Annotated in this window: 24 protein-coding genes and 1 pseudogene; 12 read left to right on the top strand and 13 right to left on the bottom strand. The window is 60.8% G+C overall.

What is annotated here, in order from left to right; all coding sequences use genetic code 11:
* Positions 1 to 181 precede the first annotated feature (181 nt).
* Entirely contained in the window at positions 182 to 1,801 is a 1,620-nt protein-coding gene (locus PLL20_03935; GenBank protein HPD29120.1) for an ATP-binding protein, read from the top strand.
* 661 nt (positions 1,802 to 2,462) lie between these two features.
* Here PLL20_03935 and PLL20_03930 read toward each other — a convergent pair.
* Both PLL20_03930 and PLL20_03925 read right to left on the bottom strand, forming a co-directional pair.
* Positions 2,463 to 3,263, bottom strand: a pseudogene (locus tag PLL20_03930) (AAA family ATPase).
* 176 nt (positions 3,264 to 3,439) lie between these two features.
* Entirely contained in the window at positions 3,440 to 4,210 is a 771-nt protein-coding gene (locus PLL20_03925; protein ID HPD29119.1) for an ABC transporter ATP-binding protein, read from the bottom strand.
* Positions 4,211 to 4,768: 558 nt separating this feature from the next.
* Between PLL20_03925 and PLL20_03920 the strand changes: the two genes are divergently transcribed.
* On the top strand, positions 4,769 to 4,909 hold the full coding sequence (locus PLL20_03920; GenBank protein ID HPD29118.1) for a hypothetical protein: 141 nt from the start codon (positions 4,769 to 4,771) through the stop codon (positions 4,907 to 4,909).
* 254 nt (positions 4,910 to 5,163) lie between these two features.
* Positions 5,164 to 5,307, top strand: coding sequence for a hypothetical protein (locus PLL20_03915; protein HPD29117.1), 144 nt, complete (start codon positions 5,164 to 5,166; stop codon positions 5,305 to 5,307).
* Between the two features lie 217 nt (positions 5,308 to 5,524).
* Here PLL20_03915 and argB read toward each other — a convergent pair whose 3' ends face one another.
* Complete coding sequence (gene argB, locus PLL20_03910; GenBank protein HPD29116.1) at positions 5,525 to 6,400, bottom strand: acetylglutamate kinase; 876 nt, start codon at positions 6,398 to 6,400, stop codon at positions 5,525 to 5,527.
* 740 nt (positions 6,401 to 7,140) lie between these two features.
* Here argB and PLL20_03905 point away from each other — a divergent pair.
* The gene (locus tag PLL20_03905) at positions 7,141 to 8,727 is read left to right on the top strand and encodes a glycosyltransferase (GenBank protein ID HPD29115.1); all 1,587 of its coding nucleotides are present in this window, start codon (positions 7,141 to 7,143) and stop codon (positions 8,725 to 8,727) included.
* A 72-nt stretch (positions 8,728 to 8,799) separates the two neighbouring features.
* Here the strand turns inward: PLL20_03905 and PLL20_03900 are convergent, their stop codons facing one another.
* From PLL20_03900 to PLL20_03890, 3 genes are all read right to left on the bottom strand, one after another.
* Positions 8,800 to 10,023: a DegT/DnrJ/EryC1/StrS family aminotransferase gene (locus tag PLL20_03900; protein HPD29114.1), complete on the bottom strand. Its 1,224-nt coding sequence runs from the start codon at positions 10,021 to 10,023 to the stop codon at positions 8,800 to 8,802.
* Positions 10,024 to 10,072: 49 nt separating this feature from the next.
* A complete protein-coding gene (locus tag PLL20_03895) occupies positions 10,073 to 11,863 on the bottom strand; it encodes a hypothetical protein (protein HPD29113.1) in 1,791 nt (596 codons plus the stop codon).
* A gap of 89 nt (positions 11,864 to 11,952) precedes the next feature.
* Positions 11,953 to 13,572, bottom strand: coding sequence for a sulfatase-like hydrolase/transferase (locus tag PLL20_03890; protein ID HPD29112.1), 1,620 nt, complete (start codon positions 13,570 to 13,572; stop codon positions 11,953 to 11,955).
* 175 nt (positions 13,573 to 13,747) lie between these two features.
* On the opposite strand from PLL20_03890, the gene PLL20_03885 reads away from it, so the two are divergent.
* Positions 13,748 to 14,431: a hypothetical protein gene (locus PLL20_03885; GenBank protein HPD29111.1), complete on the top strand. Its 684-nt coding sequence runs from the start codon at positions 13,748 to 13,750 to the stop codon at positions 14,429 to 14,431.
* A 113-nt stretch (positions 14,432 to 14,544) separates the two neighbouring features.
* Complete coding sequence (locus PLL20_03880) at positions 14,545 to 15,963, top strand: metallophosphoesterase family protein (GenBank protein HPD29110.1); 1,419 nt, start codon at positions 14,545 to 14,547, stop codon at positions 15,961 to 15,963.
* A gap of 107 nt (positions 15,964 to 16,070) precedes the next feature.
* On the opposite strand, the gene PLL20_03875 is transcribed toward PLL20_03880, so the two are convergent.
* The 4 genes from PLL20_03875 to PLL20_03860 form a co-directional block, all read right to left on the bottom strand.
* A complete protein-coding gene (locus PLL20_03875; protein HPD29109.1) occupies positions 16,071 to 16,712 on the bottom strand; it encodes a class I SAM-dependent methyltransferase in 642 nt (213 codons plus the stop codon).
* Positions 16,713 to 16,724: 12 nt separating this feature from the next.
* Positions 16,725 to 17,225 (bottom strand): tRNA (N6-threonylcarbamoyladenosine(37)-N6)-methyltransferase TrmO, encoded by a 501-nt coding sequence (tsaA, locus tag PLL20_03870; protein ID HPD29108.1) that lies wholly within the window; start codon positions 17,223 to 17,225, stop codon positions 16,725 to 16,727.
* Between the two features lie 239 nt (positions 17,226 to 17,464).
* Positions 17,465 to 18,139, bottom strand: coding sequence for a peroxiredoxin (locus tag PLL20_03865; protein ID HPD29107.1), 675 nt, complete (start codon positions 18,137 to 18,139; stop codon positions 17,465 to 17,467).
* A gap of 116 nt (positions 18,140 to 18,255) precedes the next feature.
* The gene (locus PLL20_03860) at positions 18,256 to 19,089 is read right to left on the bottom strand and encodes an MBL fold metallo-hydrolase (GenBank protein ID HPD29106.1); all 834 of its coding nucleotides are present in this window, start codon (positions 19,087 to 19,089) and stop codon (positions 18,256 to 18,258) included.
* Positions 19,090 to 19,471: 382 nt separating this feature from the next.
* On the opposite strand from PLL20_03860, the gene PLL20_03855 reads away from it, so the two are divergent.
* The gene (locus tag PLL20_03855; protein ID HPD29105.1) at positions 19,472 to 19,699 is read left to right on the top strand and encodes a hypothetical protein; all 228 of its coding nucleotides are present in this window, start codon (positions 19,472 to 19,474) and stop codon (positions 19,697 to 19,699) included.
* A gap of 22 nt (positions 19,700 to 19,721) precedes the next feature.
* Here the strand turns inward: PLL20_03855 and PLL20_03850 are convergent, their stop codons facing one another.
* The 3 genes from PLL20_03850 to PLL20_03840 form a co-directional block, all read right to left on the bottom strand.
* The gene (locus PLL20_03850; protein ID HPD29104.1) at positions 19,722 to 20,060 is read right to left on the bottom strand and encodes a NifB/NifX family molybdenum-iron cluster-binding protein; all 339 of its coding nucleotides are present in this window, start codon (positions 20,058 to 20,060) and stop codon (positions 19,722 to 19,724) included.
* A gap of 54 nt (positions 20,061 to 20,114) precedes the next feature.
* Positions 20,115 to 20,477, bottom strand: coding sequence for a NifB/NifX family molybdenum-iron cluster-binding protein (locus tag PLL20_03845; protein ID HPD29103.1), 363 nt, complete (start codon positions 20,475 to 20,477; stop codon positions 20,115 to 20,117).
* Positions 20,478 to 20,649: 172 nt separating this feature from the next.
* A complete protein-coding gene (locus PLL20_03840) occupies positions 20,650 to 22,020 on the bottom strand; it encodes a sigma 54-interacting transcriptional regulator (protein ID HPD29102.1) in 1,371 nt (456 codons plus the stop codon).
* A 208-nt stretch (positions 22,021 to 22,228) separates the two neighbouring features.
* Here PLL20_03840 and PLL20_03835 point away from each other — a divergent pair, with 208 nt between their 5' ends.
* The 5 genes from PLL20_03835 (at position 22,229) to PLL20_03815 (ending at position 25,208) form a co-directional block, all read left to right on the top strand.
* A complete protein-coding gene (locus tag PLL20_03835; GenBank protein HPD29101.1) occupies positions 22,229 to 22,630 on the top strand; it encodes a NifB/NifX family molybdenum-iron cluster-binding protein in 402 nt (133 codons plus the stop codon).
* A gap of 163 nt (positions 22,631 to 22,793) precedes the next feature.
* Positions 22,794 to 23,153: a DUF5320 domain-containing protein gene (locus PLL20_03830; protein ID HPD29100.1), complete on the top strand. Its 360-nt coding sequence runs from the start codon at positions 22,794 to 22,796 to the stop codon at positions 23,151 to 23,153.
* A 175-nt stretch (positions 23,154 to 23,328) separates the two neighbouring features.
* Positions 23,329 to 23,721 carry a hypothetical protein gene (locus PLL20_03825; GenBank protein HPD29099.1) on the top strand — a complete coding sequence of 131 codons (393 nt, stop codon included), beginning with the start codon at positions 23,329 to 23,331 and terminating at the stop codon, positions 23,719 to 23,721.
* 314 nt (positions 23,722 to 24,035) lie between these two features.
* Entirely contained in the window at positions 24,036 to 24,215 is a 180-nt protein-coding gene (locus tag PLL20_03820; GenBank protein ID HPD29098.1) for a 4Fe-4S binding protein, read from the top strand.
* Positions 24,216 to 24,281: 66 nt separating this feature from the next.
* Positions 24,282 to 25,208, top strand: coding sequence for an ARMT1-like domain-containing protein (locus tag PLL20_03815; protein ID HPD29097.1), 927 nt, complete (start codon positions 24,282 to 24,284; stop codon positions 25,206 to 25,208).
* Positions 25,209 to 25,261: the final 53 nt, after the last annotated feature.

The raw sequence follows: 25,261 nt of genomic DNA, 5'->3' as shown, positions 1-25,261 counted from the left end.
GGGCTGATGACATCTTTTCGGCACGCGCGATTTACTCTACGTCTTCTTTCATCTACGATAGGCGTACGTTCTGAAGCGGCGTGGGGTACCGTTGCAACCGTCACCGGATCGGCGGGATGGCGGGACCGCACCGGGATTCTGAAACGCAGCGGGAACGATCGGATACTTCCGGAGCGACGGGATGTCTGAGGCCGGCTCATCGGTGGCTGATTTGCAGGCGGAAATCGCCGCCCTGAAGGCCCGGATTCGCGAGCTTGAACGGATCGAGCAAGCGCATGTACAGGCAGTCGAGGCCCTCCGCAAGAGCGAGGAGCGACTGCGGTTCATCGCCGAGAGATCGCCGATCGTTCTGTTCGCCATCGAGCGGGACGGCACGATCATCCTGTGCGAGGGCAAGCCGCTCGAGCGTTTAAGCCTCCGGTCGCAGGATCTGGTGGGCCGATCGGTGCGAGAGGTTTTCCTTGATGCTCCGCAGATCGTAGCGGACTTTGAACGAGTCCTTTCAGGCGAGACGTTCACTTCGCCGCTGAGTTATCGAGAGCGCAGCTTCGAAGTCTGGTACTCGCCCGTTCGAGATCAACGGGGAGAGATTACCAGTGTTATCGGCGTCGCGAACGACGTGACCGATCGCAACCGTCTCCAGGCTCAACTCCTGCAATCGCAGAAGCTGCAAAGCATCGGGACTCTTGCGGGCGGCGTTGCTCACGACTTCGGCAATCTGCTCGCGGTGATCATCGGGAATTTGTCCATCGTCCTGCGGAAGGATCCGGTTCCCGCCAAGGTCAAGGACTTGTTGCGAGACGTGATGGACGCCGCGGAACGGGCCTCGGCGCTGACCCGTCAGCTATTGGCCTTTGCGCGGGGCGGATTGCAGAAGCCGGAGCCCACGAATCTCAACCGCCACGTCGAATCGGTGCTCCGGATCGTTCGTCGAACCACTCCTCGACGGATCGAACTGAAGGCCGATCTGGTTCCGGATCTGCCTCGGATCATCGCGGATCCGGCCCAGATGGAGCAGGTGATCATGAACCTGTGCCTTAACGCGGTCGAGGCCAGCGGACAGTCGGGCTTGATCGAGTTGTCCACCGTTTGCGAGGAGTTGGACGCCGATCAGGCGGCGGTTCTCGGGCTGCCGGCGGGTCGCTATGTCCGGCTTCAGGTGCGGGACCACGGCTGCGGTATGAACGAAGAAACCGTGGGCAGAGTCTTCGATCCCTTCTTCACCACCAAACCCACCGGACGCGGCATGGGGCTGGCCGCCACGCAAGGCATCGTTCACAGCCACCAGGGCCAGATTCGTATTGAGAGCGTTTTGGGCAAGGGTACCGTTGCGTCCGTGTGGCTGCCGGTAGCACCTTGGGAGTCTTCCGGGCGGCCGGCCGTTGCCCAAGCCGCGAACGCCCCGCCGCGAGGCAGCGAAACCGTTCTGTTGATCGACCAGCAGACCGCCGACCTGCAAGCCACCGAAGCCAAGTTGTCTTCGCTGGGTTATTGCACCGTCGGACGGGCTGATCTGGCCTCGGCGCTGGCTTTTCTGGGAACCAATTCAGATGATATTGACCTGGTGCTGCTCGATGCGGAGATCTCGCATCTGTCTCGCGTCAGTCCTGTGAGACTGATCCGCAAGCATTGTCCAGACGCGCCGATTCTCTTGATGACTCGATCGCCGACTGACGCGTGGTTGAGACGTCTTGGCAAACAGGGCGCGGCAGGTCTGCTTCGCAAGCCGTTTGAACTCGCCGAATTGGCCACCGCAGTCCGGTCGTGTCTTGACGCGGGCAAAAGAAAGAGCGATTCGTAGGCTTCCATCGGAACTGGTGCAACGCTCAGACGGCCTTTGCCGGCCGGGCGTTCCTGGCAGGGGGGGTTGCAGGTTCCGCCGGCGCCGGCGGCAAAGAGGGAGGCACGACGGAGGCCTCCACAACGGCGTGTTCGCTAGCGACGCCCGCCTGCACGGCGTTTTTACCGGTTGGATCTCCCGAGTCGGAAGCCTTCAACTGCGTCGATCGAATCTTGCGCTTGGGCGGTTCGGGTCGGGATGACGACGGGGAGCAGGACGATTGTGTCGAACCATAGCGCGGCTCGACAACAGGGACCGGTTTGGTCTGGGAAGCGGAGTCGGATGCTCCGGCCGTCTTGGCTCTTGCCGGTTTGTGAGAATGCAGCACGGCAGTGGCCGGTTTGGCGGGTACCAGGACCGCCAACGCAGGATCGATTCCGGGCGTCTTGGTTTGCTGTTGCTTGTTTGAGTGCTGCGCGGCCGTTCTCTGCACGTGAGCCGGCCGCCGCTTCACCAATCTCTCGGGTTGGGGCGCAGTTGCGGCGGGAGACTCGGGCTTCGTTTTCTCGGGCGGCTCAGACTTCGCGGGTTGGATATTCGGCAAAGAGGCCGTTCCTCGTGCGAAGACCTCGGCCTTTTTCGACTCAGCAGGCTCAGAGGGCTGCTTCGTTGCCGCGTTTGTCTCGGGCGAGTCAAGTTCCGCCGCAAGCTGAAGGTAGTCTTCGGCCCCATGGCTGTCCGGAGCGTATTCGAAAATGCTCTTGCCGTAGCTGGGCGACTCGGCCAATTTGATATTCCGGCGGATGACCGTCCGAAGCACGCGTGTATCACTCCATGGAACACCAGTGCCGCGGGCCTGGGCAAAGAATGACCGCACGTCGTCGATCACTTCGCCCGCCAGCTTGGTCCCCGACTCGTTCATGCACACGACCACGCCGGTCACCTTGAGGGCGGGGTTGATGCGTTTGCTGACCACCGCCACCGTTTCGAGCAGCTTGCTCAGACCCTGGAGGGCCAGATAGTGCGGTTGGAGGGGGATCAGGACTTCGGTCGCAGCACACAGGGCGTTGAGGGTCAGAATGTTCAGCGACGGGGGGCAATCCATCAACACATAATCATAGGGAGCCGTCTTGCTCGAGTTGATATGCTGATCCAGCAGATCGCGAAGAATGACCTCCCGTCCCACGACGTTAACCAGTTCGACTTCTGCACCGGCAAGGTCGATACTTGCCGAGCAGATCCAAAGGTTGCTGGCGATCCTGCGACGGGCTTTGGCCACCGTGGCTGAGTCGGTAAGCATTTCGTAGACGCCGATCTGACCGGAGGTAGGATCCTGTCCGAGATGGAGGGTCAGATGCGCCTGTGGATCGAGGTCGATCAGCAGGACCCGATGCCCCATCCTTGCCAGAGCCGCCCCGACGTTGATCGTCGTCGTGGTCTTACCCACTCCGCCCTTTTGGTTGATGATGGCTATGCGCCGCATCGGACCTCCATTGCCGAGATGCTGATGGATAGCCTCCCTGCCGCCTGCAATTCAGCAAGCGGATCTGGGCTTTCCAGGATTCGTCATTCTATCTGAATATGAGGAGCCGATGCAAAGCATTGACGGTTCGACGCCCCTGGTCGTGTGGTTTTTCGAGATGCGATCGCCGTGGAGAATCAGGTGGGGGAACAGGATTGGCCCCCGATCAGGGTCAGCCGATAGCGATCGCCCAGCTTCTCGACCTCACAGAGACAACCGAGCGCTTCCGAAAGAACGGGGGTTGTGAGGGTCTCGTTCTTGGGTCCTGCTTTCAACACAGTACCGTTCTTGAGTACCAGAACGTGGCCGATCCAGGGGCCGATCTCTTCAACATGGTGTGTGACCATGATGATGGTCGGTGCGTGCGGCGATCGTGCCAAGCGTTCCAAGTCGGCGAGGAGGCTCTCTCTGGCGGCCGGGTCGAGTCCTGCACACGGTTCATCGAGCAGCAAGAGTTGCGGCCGATTGACCAGAGCCCTGGCGATCACAATCCGGCGTTGCTCTCCTTGTGAAAGCAGGCCGAAGGGGCGGTGCATGATCTGGTCGCCGCCGACATGTCGAATGATTTCTGTTGCCGTAAGCCACTCGGCCTCGGAGGGCTGCCGGTAAAGGCCGATTGACGCAAAGAAGCCCGACGCCACGATGTCGATCGCGCGTTCATAGACGGGTAACCGGCTTTCAATCGCACTGCTGGCCCATCCCACCTGCTTGCGGAATTCAGGCAAATTGCACTTCCCAAATGATTGACGAAGAACCGTCACAGACCCTGTTGTGGGCCATTCATATCCCGTGATGACCTTGAGCAGGGTGGTTTTTCCGGAACCGTTGGCGCCCAACAAGGCCCAATGCTGGCCCTTCTTGACATGCCAGGTGATATCCGCCAGAATCCGCTGCCCTTGACGAACCATCGTGATGTTTGATAGGTGGATAAGGCTCATTTTGTGAAGAGCTGCAATCTGGATAGAGGCTAAGAATCGCCTATCTTGGCCGATTTTGACCCCCTTTCGCCCTTGCCGCTTGTGAGTTGGGCGGTAATGTACAGCGTCTTTGGCGGGCGAGTCAAAGGAAGGATGCCTGCGGTTTTTTTGGGGCATGGGGGGTTGCATTGAATCGGATTGTAGGATATGGTTTCGGTCGTCCGATAGAATGAAGGATGTCCATATAGGCAGACGGAATACGGTCGAAAGGCCTGAGGCGCGGTTGGTTCTGCCTGTGAGCAATGTGCGGGGTCCAGCTTTTCATGCTGGACCCCTTGTCAAGCTAACTCATGGACACTATGCTATGCGACCGATGTTTATAGGTCTGCCGTATTCCCAGGTCATCACCTGGGTGCCATGGCGCGAGGTAGTTTTGAACAACTCGGCGCAGTGACGCCGATGCCTGGACGTGAGTGGAAGTTTTCCTCTGTTTGTTTTTTTGGCGGCCTGAGGTTTTGTGCTAGCCAGTATCTTCAAAGGAGAAGAACGATGAAGAAAGTCATGTTTGCGATTGTGTCGGCGGCAACTCTGTTTGCGTGTGGCTGCTGCATGCCGAAGATCGGGTGCTGCACCGCGGGTGTCCTGGTGGACCTCCTTGAGCTGTTGCTGGGCGCGATGCCTGCGGCCTAATCCTTGTGTTGTGATCGGAGTGACCGAAAGGGTCACGAGGGCCCGGATTGGATCGCGACGGATGTTCTGAGGAAACTGATTGCGGGGATCCGGGGCATGGGTGGGAATCGCAAGGCTAGGACGTGAGGCGGGAGTAACGGACGTCACGGTGGATGAGCGCCGATAACCTGACGTGAGTGGAAGTGTTTCCCTGTTTGTTGGTTTTGGCGGCCTGAGGTTCTGAGCTCGCCAGTATCTTCTAAAGGAGAAGAACGATGAAGAAAGTCATGTTTGCGATCGTGTCGGCGGCAACCCTGTTTGGTTGTGGCTGCGGCTGCATGCCCAAGATCAGTTGCTGCACCGCGGGGGTCCTGGTGAACCTTCTCGAGCTGCTCATGGGCGCGATGCCGGCGGCCTAATCCCTGTAATCAGGGTAACCGACAAGGGTTGCAGAACCCGAGTCGGAATACGACACGGCAAGAGATTTGGGGCGAATCAGAGAAGTGCTGGTTCGCCCCATCTGCTTTTGGCGGTTGATCGCGCCCCGTCCTTGCCGGTGGTACGTCTGCCCCACTGCGTGCTCTGAACGCAGGCAGGGGTGATCCGGTACGTTTCCTGGGGACTCAAAGCATATCTTTACTGCAGAATCTGCGTGCCGATCCCCTTGTCGGTAAAGATCTCCAGGAGCAGTGAGTGAGGGATGCGGCCGTCGATGATATGAGCCTTCCGGGTTCCGGCCTCCAGGGCCCGCAGGCAAGCCTGAACCTTCGGGACCATTCCTTTGTCGATGATGCCGCGGTTCATGAAATCGGTGATTTCCTTCCGGTTGAGCGTCGGGCGGAAGGACTCGGGATCTTTGGGATTCTCGCGGATGCCGTGAGTGTCCGAGACCATCACCAGTTTTTCGGCCTTGACGGCCGCGGCTACCTCGCCGGCTGCCGTGTCGGCATTGCAGTTCAGCTTGCCTCCGCTGCGGTCACGGGCAATCGGGGCGATGACGGGAATCGTGTCGGCCTCACAGAGCAGCTCGAGAATCCTGGCGTTGACTCTCTCGATCTTTCCGACGTAGCCGACATCGATCCGGCGGTTCTCCTCCCCACATAGATACATCTGCTCGGCGAACAAGACACAGCTTGTCAGACTGTTCAGCCCGATAGCCGCAACACCGAGCGATTCCAGCGTCTCGACGAGCCGTCGGTTGATGCGGCCGCAGAGAACCTGCTCGGCGATAGCCAGCGTTCGGTCGTCCGTATAGCGAAGTCCTTGGACAAAAACCGGCTCAAGGCCCGCGTCGTCCATCGCCGCATTGATCTCTTTACCGCCGCCATGCACGATGATCGGCTGCATTCCGACGTAGTTCATGAACACTACGTCTCGCAGCAGTTCCCTTTCGGTCTCGGGGTTATCCATGACCGAACCGCCCAGTTTCACCACCACGATCTTGTCGTAATATCCTTGGATATATGGCAGAGCTTCGATCAGGGATCCTGCCTTGGCGATGGCTTCCTGCACGGCTTGGGTTCCTTTCACTGAAAACGAAACGCAAACGTTACGAATCACCGCCGGGCAAGTCAAGATCCGGCAAGGCCGCCGCCGTTATGTGGGCCCGTGACAGAAGCGGCGGCACTTCTGGCGGCTGAGCCGGTTGTCGTGAACGCAAGCCGAAAGCAGAGCGATTCAGCGGTCTTTCCCGAAGGGCAAATAGGCCGGTCTTTTACGACTGGTTCACGGTCGGCCAATTCCTCCTTCGCTGTGTTACCCCATCGGGGGCCGTTTTAACGGGCCGAGACCCTGGAAAGGAAAGGGAAGAACCGTGGGCGACCACCAACCGGCCGTATAACGGCCGGCCTGTCAGCCCGCCTTTGGCGGGAACACCCCTTGAAGAGGTTGATCGCCCAACCTGGACCGGTCGGCATGCCCGTCCAGACGGTCGCGCACCCCCGGTATGCCGCCGTCGCCACGTTCCGCTTGTCAGGGGGCATTCACCGCTCTTCGTTGACAGCCCGCCCAGGCACAATTAATGTGACAGCCAATGGCTTCTCGATGCGGTCCCAAATCAGGCACATGGACGGAGCGGCTCGCCATGATTGGGATGACCAGAGGATGACGCGGGCAATCGGCACCCGCGGCGCAGGGTGTCGTGCTCAAAGCGTGGGTATCCACGGCTTTTCTTGAACGGGCGGCTGCGGCATTGACGGCCGGTCGCCGAGGTTTGTTTTGTCTATTGGCCGCGCGGCGCGAGGCGGGTCGCAGTGAGTAATTGGTTCGATGCCGTCCTTGTGGGACTGTTCATGGTCAGTACGGCCATGTTGTCCGTCTACGGTTTGCACCTTTATATACTGCTGTTCCTTTTTCATCGCCGCCGCAGCGTCAAGGGTGCCGAGCAACGAGCATTCGTAGACCACTACCTCGCCAACACACCGGAGCGCGAGTGGCCGGGCGTCACCACGCAGATCCCCATCTACAACGAGGCCGATGTTGCCACTCGGGTCATGGAAGCGGTGGCGGCGATGGACTATCCTCGTGGCAAGCATTCGATACAGGTTCTGGATGACAGCACGGACGAAACCCGCCTGCTGGTCGATCGCACCGCTCGCAGGTTGCGGGAACAGGGTGTCGATATCGAAGTTCTTCACCGCGACAACCGGCAGGGATTCAAAGCCGGGGCCTTGAAAGCCGGTCTGGCTCATTGTCGTCATCCGCTTGTGGCGATTTTTGATGCTGACTTCGTGCCCCCGAAGGATTTCCTTCGTCGCGCGGTGCCGTTGCTGGCCCGAGATGAGAAGGTGGCGTGCGTCCAAGGCCGCTGGGCGCACCTGAACCAGGAAGAATCCTGGCTGACGAAAGCCCAGTCGGTGGCCTTGGACGCGCATTTTGCAGTCGAGCAGGGGGCGCGAGCTTGGAACGGCCTGATGATGAACTTCAACGGCACGGCCGGCATCTGGCGCAAGGCGGCCATTGAGGATCCGGCCGTCGGAGGCTGGTCTGCCGACACCTTGACGGAGGATCTCGACCTGTCTTACCGTGTCCAGCTCGCCGGCTGGCGAATCGACTACTGTCTGGAACTGGCCTGTCCCGCGGAATTGCCGAGCACGATCAGCGCCCTGAAGGCGCAGCAGCGGCGGTGGGCCACAGGGGGTGTCCAGACGGCGATCAAGCTGCTGCCCAGAATCTGGCGGTCATCCCTGGGCCTGTCGCACAAGATCGAGGCCACGCTACATTTGACTCATTACGCGGTCTATCTCTGGACCCTGATGCTGGCGCTGCTGGCCCGGCCCATGCTCGCGATGGTTGATCCGCTTCCGTTCTGGTGGTGCTTTGTGTTCGGCTGGGGATTGATGATTCTCACGGTTGTGGCCTCGCCGATCGTTTACGGCTATGCCCGCTACCATCTGGGCGGCGGCCTCGGCGGCGTGCGAATGACGCCGGTGATGCTGCTTCTTGGCACCGGTTTGTCGATCAACAACGCCCTGGCGGTCATCCGCGGCCTGTACGTACGAGGGGGCGAGTTCGTGCGCACGCCGAAATCCGGCAGCACCCGGAATGCCAGGTTCACCAGTCGCTATAAGGCCCAGAGGTTCCGCCGGCTGTGGTTCGCGGAGATGTTGATCGGTGCATACTGTTCGGCCACTTGGGCGATCTATGTCACCGCCGTTCACGGGCCGGCATTCAGCGTTTTTCTGGCCATCTATGCCGTTTCGTTTCTAACCATCGGTTGGATCTCCCGCCCGGAAGCCGGCCTCTCGTCGAGACCGCGCCCGCTGCCGGAGGCGGAGGCAGTTGCCGGACCGGCTGTCCCTGCGAGGCTGGCCCCCGCCAATTCGGTGCATGTCGGTTGACGGTGCTCGGGCGGCAGGCCCTCTCGTCTCGATTGTCTGCAGGGCCTTTCACGATGCTTGTCCGGCAATGGTTCAGCCCTGCAGTCGGCTGCGGTTTTCGTATACCTTGCGGAACGCGGCGACAATATCGTCCATGTCCTCGCGCGTGCCCAGCAGCATTCGGTGTTCAAGCCACCCGCCCTGTTCGTAGCAGATCTTCTCGCAGTTCGGGCAACAGGTTTTTGCGTAGTCGATGCCGCGGCAGCCGTCGAAGGGGCCGAACGCGCGGTCCAAGAACACCCGCTGCTTATAAAGGGGCAGCGGGTAGCCTCCGAAGTCAGGGATTCCTTCGGCCGCAAGCGCCTCAAGAAATGCCTGCCTGGGAGCCCCGAGTTCCTGGGCGTCGATGCGGAAGCAGTACAAGTGAAACGCGTGGCGCGTGCACTCCGGGATGATCTTCTGCGGCTTGATTCCGGGGATCTGGCCGAGCTGTTCGGTGAGGTACCGGCCGTTCTCCCATCGGCGTCGGGCCTGTTCCTCCAGCCGTTGGAGCTGTGCGTTGAGCAAAGCACCCTGGATCTCGCTCAGCCGGAAGTTCGCCGCAATCACGAAATGCTCGTACCACGCATGGCCCTCGCGCCGCCCGCAGTTATGAATTTCGCGACAGGCCTCGGCCAGCGCGGGGTCGTTGGTGGTGATGAAACCGCCTTCACCGGCGGTGAGGTTCTTGCTGGATTGGAAAGAGAATGTTCCCATGTGACCGATGGACCCGGCGCGGCGCCCCTTGTACTCGGCCGCGTGGGCGTGGGCGGCGTCTTCGATGACCACCAGGTTGTGGCGCCTGGCAATGGCCATGATCGCATCCATGTCGGCCGGCAGACCGGCGAAGTGGACCGGAATAATGGCCCTGGTGCGCGAGGTGATCAGGGCCTCGATCGCCTTGGGGTCGATATTGAACGTGTCCAGCTCGATATCGGCGAAGACCGGCGTGGCATTGGAGGTCACGACTGCGGTGGCCGTCGCCAAGAAGGTGTAGGGCGGGACAATGACTTCATCGCCCGGTTTGATACCGGCGGCCATGAGGGCGACTTGGATCGCGACTGTACCGTTGAGGACGGCGATGCCGTGCCGGGCACCCTGGTATCGCGCGAAATCCCGCTCGAATGCGGCGACCTCGACCCCGTCGAGCTTGCCCCACTTGCCGCTGCGCAGGGCTCGCAGGACGGCCTGTTCCTCGGGTTGTCCGTAGACCGGCCAGGAAGGGAACGGCTTTGTTCTGACCGGTGTGCCACCGTGAATCGCGAGTTGGGCTGCCATCGGCCTCATCCTTTCGTTGATGTACCGGCGTTGCTCGGTGCCGGGCGTGCTACGTACTCGATCTCGGCAGGCCGGAAGCGTCCGGCGTTGGATCATCGGCCGGGCCGGACTCCAGGACCCTTGCCAACAGCCAGCCGCCGAGCACGACGGCAGCGGCCAGGCCGCCGATCATCACGGGCCAGTCCTTTACGAATACCGCATTGGTTGCCAGAACCAGCCCCAGGCACGCGAGGATACCGAGAATCGAGTCAAAGACCAACCGAGCGGAGGAGGGGTCGTGGCGACCCGCGAGGTCGGTGTCACCGCGAACCGGTCCCCAGAAGCCTGGAGGCCGGCATCGTTTATAGAACCGTTTCAGCGTTTCCGGCGACTCGGGCGGCGTCAGCAGCGTCACGATTGTCAGCAGCACGAAGCTGAGCACGAACAGCATGCCGAGTCCCTGCCACATCGGTTTTTCCTGATAGCCCAGCACAAACCAGACCAGGATCTCGATAGGCAACCCCAGCAGGATCGCCGCCAACTCACCCCACACGTTGAACCGCCACCAGAAGAACCGGAAACATGCCAGGGGCAGGAAGAAGATAACCATCGCGTTGTTGATGAACTTGAACCAACTCACCATGTCGTCGACGAACAAAAGGGTGATCGTTGCCGCGAGGACAAACAGCAGGAGTGTGGTTATCCGACTGACCCATACCTGGCGACGGGGATCGTTTTGCGAAGGCAGCAGGTCGTTGACCACAAAGCTGCCGCCCCAGTTGGTCAACGAGCTGAGAGTTGACATGTAAGCCGCCGCTTCCGCCGCGACAAGCAGGCCCACAAAACCGACAGGCAGGTTGCACCGCTTGATGAGTTCCCCCCAGGCATGGGCCGGCTTGTCGAGCGAGGACATGCCCGCCGGCGCTGGTCCCAGTTGTGCATCGGAGGCAGACGTCCAGAACAGGGCCATGGCGATGATTCCCAGTCCGATCAATGGCAGCGTGCGCAGCGTGAGAGCAAGGAAACAGTTGAACAACTGTCCGCCGATCGCGTGGCGTTCGTTTCGGGCCGACATGAACCGTTGTGCGGTCATCCCTTCGCCGGCGGTCGGCGAGCCGGCGAAGAACCATCCCTGCAAGACGAGGATCAGGACGGTCAGAGTGTCGATGCTTCTGGTCGGCGGCACCTGGGTCAGAGCCTCCGGACGGACGGCGGTGATGCGAGCCAGGATCTGTTCCCATCCGCCATGCTGCGGTACCGCCAACCAGAAAAACAGGGTGCTGCCGAGCAGCATGATCGCGAATTGAACCACGTCCGAGTACACCACGCCGAGCAGACCGCCGAACATCGTATAGAGCACGGTGGTCCCGCCGAAGATCAACAGTATCCTGCTCGTGTTCAACGCGCACAGCGGCTCGATAGTCTGTGCGAAGAACCCCGTGATATAGCTGATGATCAGCACGGAGAACCCGAAACAGCAGACGAACGCGTATATCTTGCGGGCGATCATGGCCGGTTTGCCGCCGTAGCGCAGAGAAATCAGCTCGGCGGTTGTGACGATCCGCATGCGTCTCCAGAATCGGGCCCAGACGATGGCCACCAGCGGCATCCAGATGATCCAACTTGCCCACCAGATCCAGTTTCCGGCCAACCCGAAGACCAGGACGATCATGACGAAGGCGCCGTTGCCGGACTGGTAGGTAGCCGTGTTGGCCAGGCCGATCGCCCACCAGGGCACGTCGCGGTTGCCGGTAAAGTAGCCCTCGGCTCCTTTTTTTGATGAGCGTCGCGAGAACCATATGCCGACCACGAAGACCAGTGCACACGAGGCCGCCACAACCAGCCAGTCCGCCTTGCTCATTCTGTTACCTCACGCTGACGGGTCGCAAGTTGCTTGCCCCACCTCTTTCGGCGGATACGAGTTCGTCAGCGAGCAATCGTAGCGCACGCCTATTGCTCGATTCGGTACTCTGCCCGGACTTCCGGACTCTCCTTGTACCCGAGCCGGACAGCCTTGGCTCTGACGGTGGCGGTGTGACTCAGCCGGATCGGCTCGCAGTACAGCCTCCAATGAGCTTGCTCGCCCTCTTCACAGGTCCAGGCGATGGATGCCGCCTCGGTCGGACAGAAGATCGTGATCGAGGCAGGCCCCCGATGGCTGCCACCGGGAGGTTCCATCACCGGTGCGGCGGTCACGGCCCATCTGCCGCCGGGTCGCATGCGCTCGTTCAGTTCCTCTTCCGGAATCAGACCAAGGTCCCTGGTGTCGTCCATCCATTTCTCCAGGACCTTGCGCATTTCGATCAGTCTCTCGCGGTGCTCGGGCAGATTCACCAGGTTCGTGATCTCGTGCGGGTCATTGATGCAGTCATAAAGCTCTTCCTCTGGTTTTTCGGGCAGGAAGAAGGTTTTCCGGGGTCCGGTCAGCGTACCTTCCTTGTTGAGCCGGCGCATCTCCTGCATGGTCGGCATCTTTTCCATGTAGTCGATGTACTGGGCGTAAGGACGCCCGGGCTTGAAGTTGCGGATGTACTTGAACCGCTTGTCTCGAACGGACCGGATGATGTCATAGGTCTCGTCCATGCGGTCGCGTGCGGCGAAAACGTATTGGCGAGGCCCGGCCCTCTGCCCGCCGAGGAACGGCTGCCCCTGCATGTGAGCGGGCACCTTCACCCCCGCCAGCGAGAGCACGGTGGGCCCGAAATCGATGAAACTGATCAGGTCATCGCACACCGTGCCGGCATCCTTGCGGTCCGGCAGGCGAATCACCAGCGGAACGTGTATTCCCGAGTCGTAGAGCCACCGCTTGGCCCTCGGCAGGCCGCGCCCGTTGTCGCCGAAGAAGAAGACGATGGTTTTGTCTGCCAGGCCGTCTTCCTCCAGTTGTCTGAGCAGGTCGGCCAACTGAAGATCCATGGCGGTGATCAGATCGTAGTAGCGGGCCCAGTCGTTGCGCACGATCGGGGTGTCGGGATAGTAGGGGGGCAGAACCGCTTTGGCAGGGTCATGGCGATGCTCGGGGGCGACCTTCTGCATGTGCCGGGCGAATTGCTCGGGCGAGCAGCGAATCTGGCTCTCGTGGGTCACGGTCAGATTGAACACGGAGAAAAACGGCTGCCCCGGCGTCCTGTTGCGCCAATGGGCCTTGTTGCTGCATTCATCCCACGCGGTCACGGGGGCGTCGAAGTTGTAGTCGGTCTTGGAGTTGTTGGTGCAGTAGTAGCCGGCGGACCGGAGGTATTCGGTGAAGCACTTCACGCAGGCCGGCGGCACGGCCTTGCATCGCATGTGGTGCGTGCTGATGGTGGTAGGGTACATGCCCGTGATGATGGCCGAACGACTGGGGGCGCAAACGCCGGAAACCGAGAACGCATGCGTGTAGCGAATGCCTTCACGGGCCAGTTTGTCGATGTTCGGCGTCCGGGCGTACTTGTCGCCGTAACAGCCCAAATCGGGGCAGACGTCCTCACAGGAGATCCACAAGACGTTCGGAAGGTCGGCGGCATTGGCGGTTTGGGTTGCCGCGATCAGGCCAAGCAACAGGAATACCGCCGAACTCAGTTGTCTCATCGCGTCTTTCCTGTCTTTGAGTTCATGCATGGCCACGCAAAGCCGTGGCCATGACACCCGAGTTCCAAGGCGGCCTTCGGCCGCAACCAAAGAGGGCTTGGTAAGCCCCTATAGCAAAGACGGCGTTCTTACCTGACCGTGGTAAGGTTTATGAAACCATGGAAAGGAGAACGCCGTGGAACGATTCATCGACAAGCATCAGGCCCAGATCACTGGCACGATTTCCTGCTTCGACCGGATCCTGTTCAAGGGCCATCTGCCCCTGGGCCGGCCCGAGGCCATGGAACAATTCATAGCCCGGCAGGGCACTTTGATCAAGGACTTCGGAGCGTTCGTCACCCGCCAGTCCGAGAAGGTCAAACGGCACGCCCAAGCCACGGCCCGGCGAGCCGGTCGGCCGTTCATCCATCCAAGGCGGACCGTCTTTTTGCGGACCGCGAGCCAAGCACACTGCGACTCAGAAACATTCGCGCGAGCCGCACAGGCGTCCGGCCGCGAGGTTCTCACGAGCCGAGGGGCTTGTCCCCTCGATTTTCTGGGGCGAACCAAGGCCGCGCTCAAGAATGACTTGAACGAATTCGACGGCGCGGCAGGATTGAGTCGTTCTGGTCGCCGTGCAAACGATCATGAGCCGGCAGGCCAGTTCGTCATCGATCACCTTGAGGGCAGTATCATACCTCTGAGTGTCGGGGGCTGCACGAACGATCGGTCCTGTCCGTTTGGTGGCGCCGGCAATGAGGTTGACGACGGCCCGTCGGCTCGCCAGAGGTCGCCCTCGCCGGGGGTCCGGCGCGGCGATCCCGAATGTCCCAATCCGAATGGAGAGCATCCCGGCAGGAATGACAGGAATAGACTCTAGAATCCACCTATAGGCGCATGCCCGGGCAAAGCCGCGGGCATGGCAGCCGGCGAGTTTGCGTGTACAATGCTCCGACCAAGCTCCGAAAGCACGCCGTCAGGCGGGAAAGGACAATGATGTATCAGGCAGGCATAACGACCTTGCGGAAGATCATCGTTCGGGCAGCATTCATCGGGCTGTTCGTATCATCGCTGCCGGCGGTTGCTCAGGCTCCCAGCTCAGCTCAGGAAGCCCCGCCGCGTATGCCGGCCGCGGTGCAGCATGCGCCTTCAGTCATGCCGGATCGCATCGTGTTGACCTGGACAGGCGACACCACCACGACGCAGGCGGTCACCTGGCGGACCTCAACGGAGGTCAGTCTCGCCTACTGCGAGGTCGCCGAGGCGGAGGCCGGGCCGCAGTTCCCCCAGCGGGCCCGGCGAGTCAACGCCGTCACCCGGGTGTTCAGGTGCGACCTGTCGAAGTGTCACATGCACCGCGTCGAAATGACCGATCTCAAACCTGCAACCAGATACGTGTACCGTGTCGGCGACGGTGAGAACTGGAGCGAGTGGTTCCAGTTCCGCACGGCCTCCGCGGCCCCGGAGCGGTTCTCATTCATTTACTTGGGCGACGGACAGAACGACCTGCACAGCATGTGGTCGCGAGTCGTTCGGCAGGCGTACTCGGACGCGCCTCGTGCGGCCTTCACGCTACATGCAGGGGATCTGGTCACCAGCGCGGAGAGCGACGCCTTGTGGGGCGAGTGGTTCGCCGCCGGGGCGTGGATCAACGCCACGGTCCCGGTCATCGCCACGCCCGGCAACCACGATTACGCCTCGACCAAGAACCAGGACGGAACCAGCCGTCGCTGGTTGTCCCGGCACTGGGCCGTCCAGTTCGCGTTCCCGGCCAATGGGCCGGAGGGACTTGCCGAGTCGGTCTACTACATCGACTACCAGAACTGCCGCATCATTTCGCTCAACTCCAATGAGAAACAAGAGGAACAGGTCGGCTGGATGGACAAGGTGCTTTCCGAGAACAAGAAGACCTGGACGGTGATCACGTTCCACCATCCCATCTTTTCGACGGCCAAGGGCCGGGACAGCACTCCGCTGCGCGAGCTGTGGAAACCCGTGTTCGATCGTCATGGCGTGGACCTGGTGCTGACCGGACACGATCACACCTATGGGCGCAGCGGATTGGTGGCGCCCGAGACAAACGTAACCACGGGGTCCGGTGAGCGCTCAATTTCGGGCGGCACGGTGTACGTGGTGTCGGTGAGCGGCCCGAAGATGTACGATCTCAGTCCCGCATCGCGCGCCGAGGTCCGCCGCTCGGCCGAGGATACCCAGCTTTACCAGATCGTCTCGATCGACGGCCCCGTGTTGCGTTACGAGGCCCGCACGGCCACCGGCGATCTGTACGACGCGTTCACCTTGAAGAAACGAGCCGGCCAGCTCAATGAGATGATCGAGCAGGTGCCCAACGTGCCTGAGCGCCGCCGTCCCGCAGAAACCGCAAAGCAAAGGAGAAGAAATGGGGCCGGTTGACCTGTACGCCGACGGTACGTTCGACAACAAGTACGTCACCTATGGATGGAAACCCCAGGAGTAACCGCGGCCCCGCGCACGATGAGACCCGTGATCGGCCGTTCTTTTCAGCACGGGCGTCTGGCGGTGATCAGAAACACCGGGAACTCGTGTTCGCTGCCGTCCTGCACGGGCCTGCGAATGGTGTGAGCAGTGGTGTCCCGGGTCTCCTCAAATCCGATTTCCTCAAGCCGGATCTTGAGTTCGCCCCGGTCGAATCCGTTATGATGCACGCTGCCGGCGGCGTGCGGGGGATGAAAGATGCCCGGCTCGGTGTCCAGATCGGCAATGCCCAGCATTCCGCCCGGCCATAGCAGTTCACAGAAAGCCCTCATCACCGCGTCCGCATCGGCAACGTGATGAAGGGTCATGTTGGTGACGATCAGGTGATAGCGTTCAGCGGGCAGGGGATCGTGCTGTAGATCGAGCTTGATGACGCTCATGTTGCTGACGCCGCTCTCGGCGATTTTCTTGCGAAGCACGTTTAGCATTGCAGAGGAACTGTCGGCCCCGGTCACGCTGCGGACGTGCGGCAGGATGAAGAGGCCAATCAGCCCTGTTCCGCAGCCGTAATCGAGAGCATCCATCTCTCTGGTGGGTCGCACTTCGCGAAGTATTGCCTCGCCGACCGCCTTCATCAAGGCGATGCGGCGCGGTTCGTTGTCCCAGGTCGCGGCGGCTTTGGCAAAGTAGTCAGGTTCCATATTCATTCTTGGTCGGCCTCATCGTCCATCGGTCGGATTCTTGTCCACATGGAATCTGTCGTCAGCAATCGTCCGTCCCGTTCGCTCCTCAGTCAGCCAGCCGCTTCCAGCGTCCGGGAAGCTGTCGAACGCGGGCACATAAGGTTTGATGTCCAGCAGCGGCGTGCCGTCGAGTATGTCCAGCTCGCAGACGTGGAGAACGTCTTTTTCGATACGCAGCAGCCGGACGCATGACAGGCCGATGGGGTTCGGCCGGGCCGGGGCCCGCGTGGCGAACAGACCACGTTCTTGTGTGTCGCGATAAGGGATGACCCGCATCCTTGGGGCCGCCGAGCAGTGGCACCAATAAAGAAGCCAGATTCGCTCGAATCCCTCGAGATCCGCAAGCCCTTCCGCGAAGGGCTTGAACACCTCGACGGTTCCCTCGGCGTAGGCGGCATACACCGGCTGGATCGGCGTGCCTGCCGGTTGGATAAACGGAGTGTGAATGATTCCAATGGGTCTTGCTTCCAAGGTCATGGTCATACCCGTCCCAGCACGCCGCGACGGTGTCTACCGGTTTTTCAGAGCCGGTAGCCGCATTTGTTGTTACGGGCTCAGTGCGTCAGCGGACGATGCAGCCATCAATCCTGTGTCCTGGGCGGAACGAGACAATCTATACACAGCACCATCGTTGGCGTGCAAGCTTCCTTACCAGGCCGTGTCCGGCGCGACCGCCCAGGTCGCCGGAGGGGCGATCTCTCATTCCCCTGCGGGTTTCATTTCGGGCACTTTCTCAGGGTCATGAACCAGTCGAGCACCCGTGTATCCGACGCGGCTTTCTCGACGCGCTCCTTGGCGGTGCCGCAGGATCCCGGCGGGGGCACGATAACGTCGTCGCCCGGCTGCCAGTTGGCCGGCGTGGCGACGTTGTGCTTGTCCGACGTCTGCATGGCGATCAGCAATCGTTTGATCTCATCCATGTTCCGTCCGTTGCTGAGCGGGTAGTACAGAATCGCCCTGACAATGGCCTGCGGATCGATGATAAACACCGCCCGCACTGCCTGGGTGTTGCTCGCCGCCGGCTGGAGCATGCCGAACGCCCTGGAGACCTCCATCGTCAAGTCGCTGATGACGGGGAAGTCGATCTCGACGCCTTTCATGCCCTTGTAATCGATCTTTTCCTTGATCGTTCGCAGCCAGGCGATGTGGCTGTAGGTGCTGTCAATGGACAGACCCAACAGCTTGCAGTTGAGCTTTTCGAAGTCCGGCTGCATGCAGGCAAAAGTCATGAACTCGGTCGTGCAGACCGGCGTGAAGTCCGCCGGATGAGAGAAGAACACAACCCACTTGCCCTTGAAATCATCGGGGAAGGTGATAGGCCCCTGGGTGGTTTCCGCTTTGAAAGACGGGGCCTTTTCGCCGATCAGCGGAAGCTTGTTCTCGCAGCACATGAATGTTGCTCCTTCCTAAGGCGGACCGCCTTTTTGCGGGCCGCAAACCAAACGTTTTGCGATCCAGAAACATGCGCGCAAGCCGCACAGATATCTGGCCGCAAGGTTCCAAGGATTCAGTCGAACACCAAACGCGTTCCAGTCACGCAATGAAAGCACCGACTTGGGAGTTCCCGGTGAAGTCTTGCCATGGCCGCAAATCCGGTGCAGTGGCCGAGGCCTACGTGCTCGATATTCAGGCTCGACAACCGCGCGGCCGTCTCAGCCATGCGTCGCTCCCCGGCGGCCAACAGATGCATCCCGCCCATGATCGCGTGGATGCGGGCCTCGCCGGTGGCTGCGCGAATGTGCTCCAGCGTGTTCACGACGCCGGCATGCGCGCAGCCCAGCAATACGACGAGCCCTTTGGTTGTCTCGATGAACATTGCCTGGTCATCGATGACCAGGTCTGCTGCGGTGCAGGCCTCGTCGAGGTAGAATGCGCCCCCCGTGTCCTCATACTCATTCCGGCGGGGTATCTCACCGGTGAGCCAGATGCCGCCGCCCAAGCCGACAGGTCCGCCCCTGGTGGCGATCATCTGCCCGACGCGGGAACTCAACCAGTCGCGGGATTCGACGGGAGCACCGACGGGACGCACCTGGCCGTCGTGATCCTTGACGAATCGCGTGCGAAAGGCCGCGAGGTGCGCGTACACCTTCGCCTGCCTGAAGTTCGACAATGCCGCCGCCAGTCCGCCGGTGTGATCGTAGTGGCCGTGGCTCAGGGCGATCTCATCGACGGCGGACAAATCGATACCCAGGACCGCCGCGTTGTGCTGCATCGCCAAGCCCTGGCCCGTGTCGAACAGAATGCGACGGCCGTCTCGTTCGATCCAGAAGGCCAGTCCGTGCTCGGCCAGCAGATTCAAGCGGTTGGCGGTATTCTCGACCAGTACGGTGATTGACAGCATGGTCAGCTCTTGGAGTACCATCCCACCACAGAAAATGGGATGAGTTTTCATTGGGTCATTGGACCGGCATCATACCGGTCCCCAGATGCGTTTCCGGGCGCGCAGTTGCCGGTCGAGCATCAGCATTTCCCCCTGATAAAGGAAAAAGAAACTTGCTTCTTGGCCGGATCGTAACCGACCGAAAACAAGCCTGCGAGCTTTCTGCCGCTTCCGCCGACGCATCACGAACAAGATCTCCGCATGCGGAGTCCCAAAAGGCGCCCTTGGCCGTTGCACACAGAGCTCCATCTTGAATGACCTGCGATTCCAGATAGTAAAGCGGCGCCTTGGCGTCCACAAGCCTCGCGCGAACCACGACCGGCACACCCAAGACCACGGCTCGATGATAACGGATACTGAGCTTGGCCGTCAGTCCGGCCACGTCTTGAGCGAAAAGGCAGTGTGTCATTGCAGCGTCGAGCAGCATGGCCACGACGCCGCCATGGAGACGATCGGGATATCCCTGGAAGGCGGCACCGCAGTGGAACTCGGCGACGACGCTTCCGTCGGTTTGCTGTTGGAAATGCAGAGCCAAGCCGTCCGTCCGGTTGCTGCCGCACACCAGACATGACGGATGACACCGACGGCTCACATCAGTGGTCGCAGACATTCTCACCTGCCTCGAGCGACCCTGCCAGATAGGCGGCAACAATTTCATCGGGGTCTCTGTCGGGCGCACCGACGATCACCTCGATGCCGCTCTGGGCGAACAATTGCTGTGCCCGTTGGCCCATGCCTCCGGCGATCACGGCGTTGACCCCTTGCTCATGCAGCCAGCGTGGCAATATGCCCGGTTCGTGGGGCGGTGGTGTCAGGTATTCTCTTCGGATCGTTCTGCGCGTCGCGGGATCCACTTCATGGATCACAAACTGCGAGCAGTGCCCGAAGTGGGGGCACAAACGGCCATTCGCGACTGGTACGGCAATCTTCATATCTTGCTCCCGTGTTCGTTGCTGCCGGGCAATTCCCGGCCGACCTTGAAAGGTTTACGCCCAGTGGCCTTTGACATCCGCGCCTTGTGCCCGCTGGAGTGCCCCGGCCTTGAACTGTTCGATAGCTTGGTTAACCGTTCCCGATGCGTCCGTGTAGACCTCGATGCCGGCTGCCGAGAGCGTTGAGAAGGCTTTGGGCCCCACATGTCCAGTAATCACCGCTTTGGCTGCCAGATCGACGACCCTTTTGCCTGTCTGAATGCCGGCGCCCTGCACCGCGTTCAGGTTGGCCACGTTTTCAAACGCAGTGCACTCGCCAGTCTCGGTGTCCGCAAGAATCAGGTATTGAGCCCGGCCGAAACGCGGGTCTACGGGCGAATCAGCCGTCGGCCCCTGCGCTGTCACGACCACCTTCATGGAAGACCTCCTCTTTGGTTTGCGACAGGGTTTAGAGCAAGGACCGTTCCAACGAGCATCATGGCAATCGATTCCTTGTAAGTTATTTGTATAGCGAGCCTTGTGATTTCGGCACGGCGAGCGCACACGGCCTCGTCCACTTCGAAGCGGTCCCGCAGTATTGCAGAATGCACTATTTGGCCATGTGAGGTCTGCTACGGCCATCGGTGGGCGGGCTCTCGATTTTGAGGGCTTTGAGCTTGCGGAATAGCGTGCTGGGGTTGATTCCAAGATCGGCGGCAGCCCGTTTGCGGTTGCCGTGATGGCGACGGAGGGCCTCGGCGATGAGGAGGCGTTCCATTGATTTGAGCGTCGTTGGGGTGCCGTGTTCTCCGCCCGCTTGGCTGGTTACCGGGCGAAGTTCCGGTGGCAGGTGGTGCAGTTCGATCAAGCCACCCTGACACAGGACGAAAGCCTGCTCGATGATATTCTCCAATTCGCGCACGTTGCCCGGATAGTCATGCTCCATGAGCCGGGCCAACACCTCGGGTGATACTCCGGCGATATCCTTTCCCTGCAGTCGGCTGAACTTGGCGATGAGTCGGTCGATCAGCAAGGGAATATCCTCCCGACGCTGCTTCAGAGGTGGCAGCTTGAGATAGACCACGCGGATGCGATAGAAGAGGTCTTCGCGGAACTTTCCGGCGCGGACGAGGCTGAGCAAATCCTTGTTGGTCGCAGCCACGACGCGAACGTCCACCTTGATCGGCTCGACCGATCCCAGGGGTTCGATGCGACGTTCTTGCAGAACACGAAGCAGCCGTACCTGCATGGCCGGAGAGATATCGCCGATTTCGTCGAGAAAGACGGTTCCGCCATCGGCGAGGGCGAAACGCCCGGGCTTGTCTCGGCGGGCATCGGTGAACGCTCCGGCTTTGTGACCGAACAACTCCGACTCCAGCAGGGTATCCGGCAGAGCGGCACAATTGATGGCCACGAAACGCTTGCGCCTGCGGCGTGACAGATTATGAATCGCTCGAGCGAACAGTTCTTTGCCCGTGCCGCTTTCTCCTTCGATGAGTACCGTGCTGTCGCTCTCGGCGATCCGAGGGAGGAGTTCAAACAAGCTGACCATCGCCGGACTGCGACCGACGATGTCCTCAAACGTATACCGGGCGGTCAATTGCTTCTGTAGCTGTTCAATCTGGCTGAGATCCTGGAACGTCTCGACTCCTCCGATAACCGTTCCATCGGGTTTTTTCAGGATGGCGGTGGAGAGGCGAATCGGAATGCGCTGTCCTGACTGATTAACGATGTGCGCGGTGGCATTCACGACCGGTTTGCCGGTGCTCAAGGTGCGGCGCAAGGCGCAGGAGCCTTCGCAGATGCTGGCGCGAAACACTTCGCAGCAGGGCTTCCCCATGGCGTCCTGCCGGTCAACACCGGTGATGCGCTCGGCCGCCTGATTGAATGACGTGATCCGCCAGTCGAGATCAATGGTGAAGACGCCCTCGTTGATGGAATCGAGGATCACCTCCTGGGACCGAGCATATGTCGACTGCACGTTTACGACCTCCGGGTTCTCACCACCAGTGTAGGCACACGAATTGCATAACGCAATGAAAGCCCGACAGCAAGTGTTGCAATAAGCAACTCTATCGGAACAAATCCAGTCGGTCTTAGTTTTTCCTAACATTATTTTTAGAAATGGTTTACGTCCATTACGTTGGCATAAGAGTACTTGGCATGCGGATTGAGACCTGGGGATAGTGATGAAAATCGCGATTCCTCAGTGGCAGGATCGGGTGTCGCCGGTGTTCGATGTCGCCGGCAATCTGCTGGTTGTCGACGTGGCGAACGGGCGGGAAGAAGCTCGCCTGAAGGTCGACCTGACCGCCACGGAACCGCTGCGGCGGGCGCAGCAGGTAGCAGGACTGGCACCGGATGTACTGATTTGCGGGGCCATTTCCTGGCCGCTGGAAATGGCCCTGACCTCTGCGGGGGTGCGAGTCATCTCGCATATCTGCGGCGGGATTGACGAGGTGCTGGAGGCTTTCGCGAACGGCAACCTGGCAGATGAGAGGTTCATTATGCCCGGTTGTTGCCGTCGCCGGCATATGCGAGGCCGACGATATCGCCACGGCGGTCTTGGCGGCCCGAGGGGGGTGCGGTGAGCGCGCCTCCACGATGGCCAAAAGCAAAAGCCGATGGCAATGCGGTCTTCGAGGCTGGGCGTGAAGACGCCCCTCAACGTGAAGTTGTGTGATCGAATGTGGGTCGCCGGGGATCGATCGGCCAATCAGATCCATCCGGCGTAAGAGAAGGGAGGTTGTAGATATGCCAGCAGGTGATGGAACAGGGCCAATGGGAATGGGGCCGATGACAGGCCGGGCCGCCGGCTACTGTGCCGGATTTGGCGTGCCGGGTTTCGCGAATCCCCTACCGAGAATGGGTTGGGGACGAGGAGGCGGTTGGGGACGCGGTGGCCGCGGATGGCGTCACTGGTTCTATGCGACGGGTTTGCCCTTCTGGGCGCGAATGCCCGTGCCCGGCGCCGTGTCCCCGATGGCCGCTGAGCCGACGACTGAGTATCAGACGCAGGTTCTGAAGGCTCAGGCCGAACAGATGGAAAAAACCCTCGAGCAAATCCGCAAACGGATTGCGGATCTCGAGTCGATGCAATCAGAAGCCCGGTAGCCTGCCGGATCCACGACAGCCGGTCAGGGTAGCTACCCGGGCGAAAGGAGAATGATTCACATGTGTCCGAGCTGTGCATTGGGACTCTTGCAGTGGATTTTGGCGATTCCAATGGCCTTCTTCGGCCTGTTTGGAGGAGGCGTTGTATATGGAGGTTTCGTTGGGGAGACCTGATATGCGCACGGCTCTGTGGACTCTGTTCTGTAGCGGCTTGGTCTTGGCGGCCTACGGACGTCCGACAGGCGTCTTGGATCCGTCGGATTCGAACACGTTGCTTATTTTTCACAACGGCACGGGGCCGATGTGCATCGAGGCGCTGAATTGGCTGGCTGGGATACAGGCGGAGGAACCGGATCTGGTTGTGGAGCAACATCTGACGACGGATCCGGCCAGTCTCGCCCTTTTGGGGCAGTTGCGATTGCAGTATGGGCAGAGCCAGGGCGTATCGACCAGCTTCGAGTATCTGCCATTCATCTTCTTCCGGGGCGAGGCGTTCTCCGGGTTCAGCGAAGGGGTGAAGCAGTCGCTGACGTGGTTGATCGAGTCAATGGACGCGTCGGCTTCCTGAGAAAGCCGGCGCTTGAGGAAGAACCAAACGGAGGCTCAGCATTGCGCGGCAAGCAACATCGAGGACGGAGCCGATGCGGCATGGGCGGCAGAGGAGGCGGGTGCCGTCGAGGGCAGACAGACGGGGCGGGTATCGAGAGATCGAGGAGCGAGCCGGCTGTTTCGTCAGCGGCACCGCTTGGCACCGCGTCTGCTCGGCAGCCGGAGCGAACCGAGACGCTTGCTGAGCTCCGACAGCGGGCCGAGATCCTGGAGCAGCAACTGGCAGAGTTGAGGTCTCGCGATGTCCCGGGAGCCCCGGCCGTTGTCAGGCGGGTGGCCGTGGTCAACCGGGCCCGGTGTCGGGCCTGCGGGTTGTGTGTTTCGGCGTGCCCAAGAGAAGCCATTCGGATGGCCCGCTGTGCCGAAGTGGATGCCTCCCTCTGCTCGGGTTGCGGCGCCTGCGTGGATGTGTGTCCAGTTGAAGCGATCAGTCTGCAACCCCGTGAATCGTGATGACAGGCGGGGATTCTTCATGCGGAGATGCCCGGCTCAGGCGCCTTGGCGGAATCTGGAGGTATTGTGCAGACCTATCTGGACTGTGTGCCTTGCTTTGTGCGGCAAGCACTTGACTCAGCCCGCCACCTGACCGGCTCGCCGGAAGTGCATGAACGACTTCTGCGCGAGGTGTTGGCGCTGGCGTCAACGATGTCCTTCGACAGTCCGCCGCCGGTAATGGGTCGTCTGATCCATCGCCGACTTCGAGAACTTACCGGCCAGGCTGATCCTTACGAGGCGGCCAAGCGGAAGGCCAACGAGTTTGCCCTGCGGCTCTATCCGGACCTCAAGCACGTGGTCATCAGTTCGAGAGACCCGTTTGCGGCCGCGGTCAGGTTCGCCATTGGCGGCAATGTGATCGACTTGGGCGTCAAGACGGGCCTGACCGAGAGTGACATCCGCTCGGCCATCCGCGAAGCGATCGAAGGGCAGGTGGATCCGGATGCCGTTGCGGCACTCCGGCAGACGGCCATGCCCGCGGGTGACATCCTATACCTGGCCGACAACGCCGGTGAGATCGTCTTTGATCGTTTGTTGATCGAGCAGATGCCGCCCGGAAGCGTGACCGTTGTGGTCAAGGCCGGTCCGATCATCAACGATGCCACGCGGGAGGATGCCGAAGCCGCCGGCCTGGCGGATTTCGTGGAGGTGATCGACAACGGGGACGACGCGCCGGGGACCATCCTGGACCGGTGCAGCCCGGCGTTTCGCAAACGGTTCGATGCCGCGGAGCTGATCATCGCCAAGGGGCAGGGCAACTATGAAACGCTCAATGAGTGCGGTCATCGCAACCTGTTTTTTCTGCTCAAGGTCAAATGTGGCGTCATCGCCCGTGATCTCCAGTGCCGCCTGGGCGAGATGGCCGTGCGGAAACATGGGGTTGTCTCGCAGAGCCCTCTTAAGCGGCCCGGTGATGATTTCGACCGGCTGGCGGAGGAGGCACACTCATGAAGATTGGAGTGGCGGCGACGGGCGGTTCGCCGGACGCGGGGGTGGCGGAGCAG

The sequence above is a fragment of the Phycisphaerae bacterium genome, assembly GCA_035384605.1.
Classification (GTDB): Bacteria; Planctomycetota; Phycisphaerae; order UBA1845; family PWPN01; genus JAUCQB01.
This window is presented reverse-complemented; position numbering and strand designations above follow the sequence as displayed.

Coding starts and splice junctions, on each gene's coding strand:
- PLL20_03935 (HPD29120.1), top strand. CDS start 182: ATGTCTGAGGCCGGCTCATCGGTGGCTGATTTGCAGGCGGAAATCGCC.
- PLL20_03925 (HPD29119.1), bottom strand. CDS start 4,210: ATGGTTCGTCAAGGGCAGCGGATTCTGGCGGATATCACCTGGCATGTC.
- PLL20_03920 (HPD29118.1), top strand. CDS start 4,769: ATGAAGAAAGTCATGTTTGCGATTGTGTCGGCGGCAACTCTGTTTGCG.
- PLL20_03915 (HPD29117.1), top strand. CDS start 5,164: ATGAAGAAAGTCATGTTTGCGATCGTGTCGGCGGCAACCCTGTTTGGT.
- PLL20_03900 (HPD29114.1), bottom strand. CDS start 10,023: ATGGCAGCCCAACTCGCGATTCACGGTGGCACACCGGTCAGAACAAAG.
- PLL20_03895 (HPD29113.1), bottom strand. CDS start 11,863: ATGAGCAAGGCGGACTGGCTGGTTGTGGCGGCCTCGTGTGCACTGGTC.
- PLL20_03890 (HPD29112.1), bottom strand. CDS start 13,572: ATGAGACAACTGAGTTCGGCGGTATTCCTGTTGCTTGGCCTGATCGCG.
- PLL20_03880 (HPD29110.1), top strand. CDS start 14,545: ATGATGTATCAGGCAGGCATAACGACCTTGCGGAAGATCATCGTTCGG.
- PLL20_03875 (HPD29109.1), bottom strand. CDS start 16,712: ATGAATATGGAACCTGACTACTTTGCCAAAGCCGCCGCGACCTGGGAC.
- tsaA (HPD29108.1), bottom strand. CDS start 17,225: ATGACCTTGGAAGCAAGACCCATTGGAATCATTCACACTCCGTTTATC.
- PLL20_03865 (HPD29107.1), bottom strand. CDS start 18,139: ATGTGCTGCGAGAACAAGCTTCCGCTGATCGGCGAAAAGGCCCCGTCT.
- PLL20_03860 (HPD29106.1), bottom strand. CDS start 19,089: ATGCTGTCAATCACCGTACTGGTCGAGAATACCGCCAACCGCTTGAAT.
- PLL20_03855 (HPD29105.1), top strand. CDS start 19,472: ATGATAACGGATACTGAGCTTGGCCGTCAGTCCGGCCACGTCTTGAGC.
- PLL20_03850 (HPD29104.1), bottom strand. CDS start 20,060: ATGAAGATTGCCGTACCAGTCGCGAATGGCCGTTTGTGCCCCCACTTC.
- PLL20_03845 (HPD29103.1), bottom strand. CDS start 20,477: ATGAAGGTGGTCGTGACAGCGCAGGGGCCGACGGCTGATTCGCCCGTA.
- PLL20_03835 (HPD29101.1), top strand. CDS start 22,229: ATGAAAATCGCGATTCCTCAGTGGCAGGATCGGGTGTCGCCGGTGTTC.
- PLL20_03830 (HPD29100.1), top strand. CDS start 22,794: ATGCCAGCAGGTGATGGAACAGGGCCAATGGGAATGGGGCCGATGACA.
- PLL20_03825 (HPD29099.1), top strand. CDS start 23,329: ATGCGCACGGCTCTGTGGACTCTGTTCTGTAGCGGCTTGGTCTTGGCG.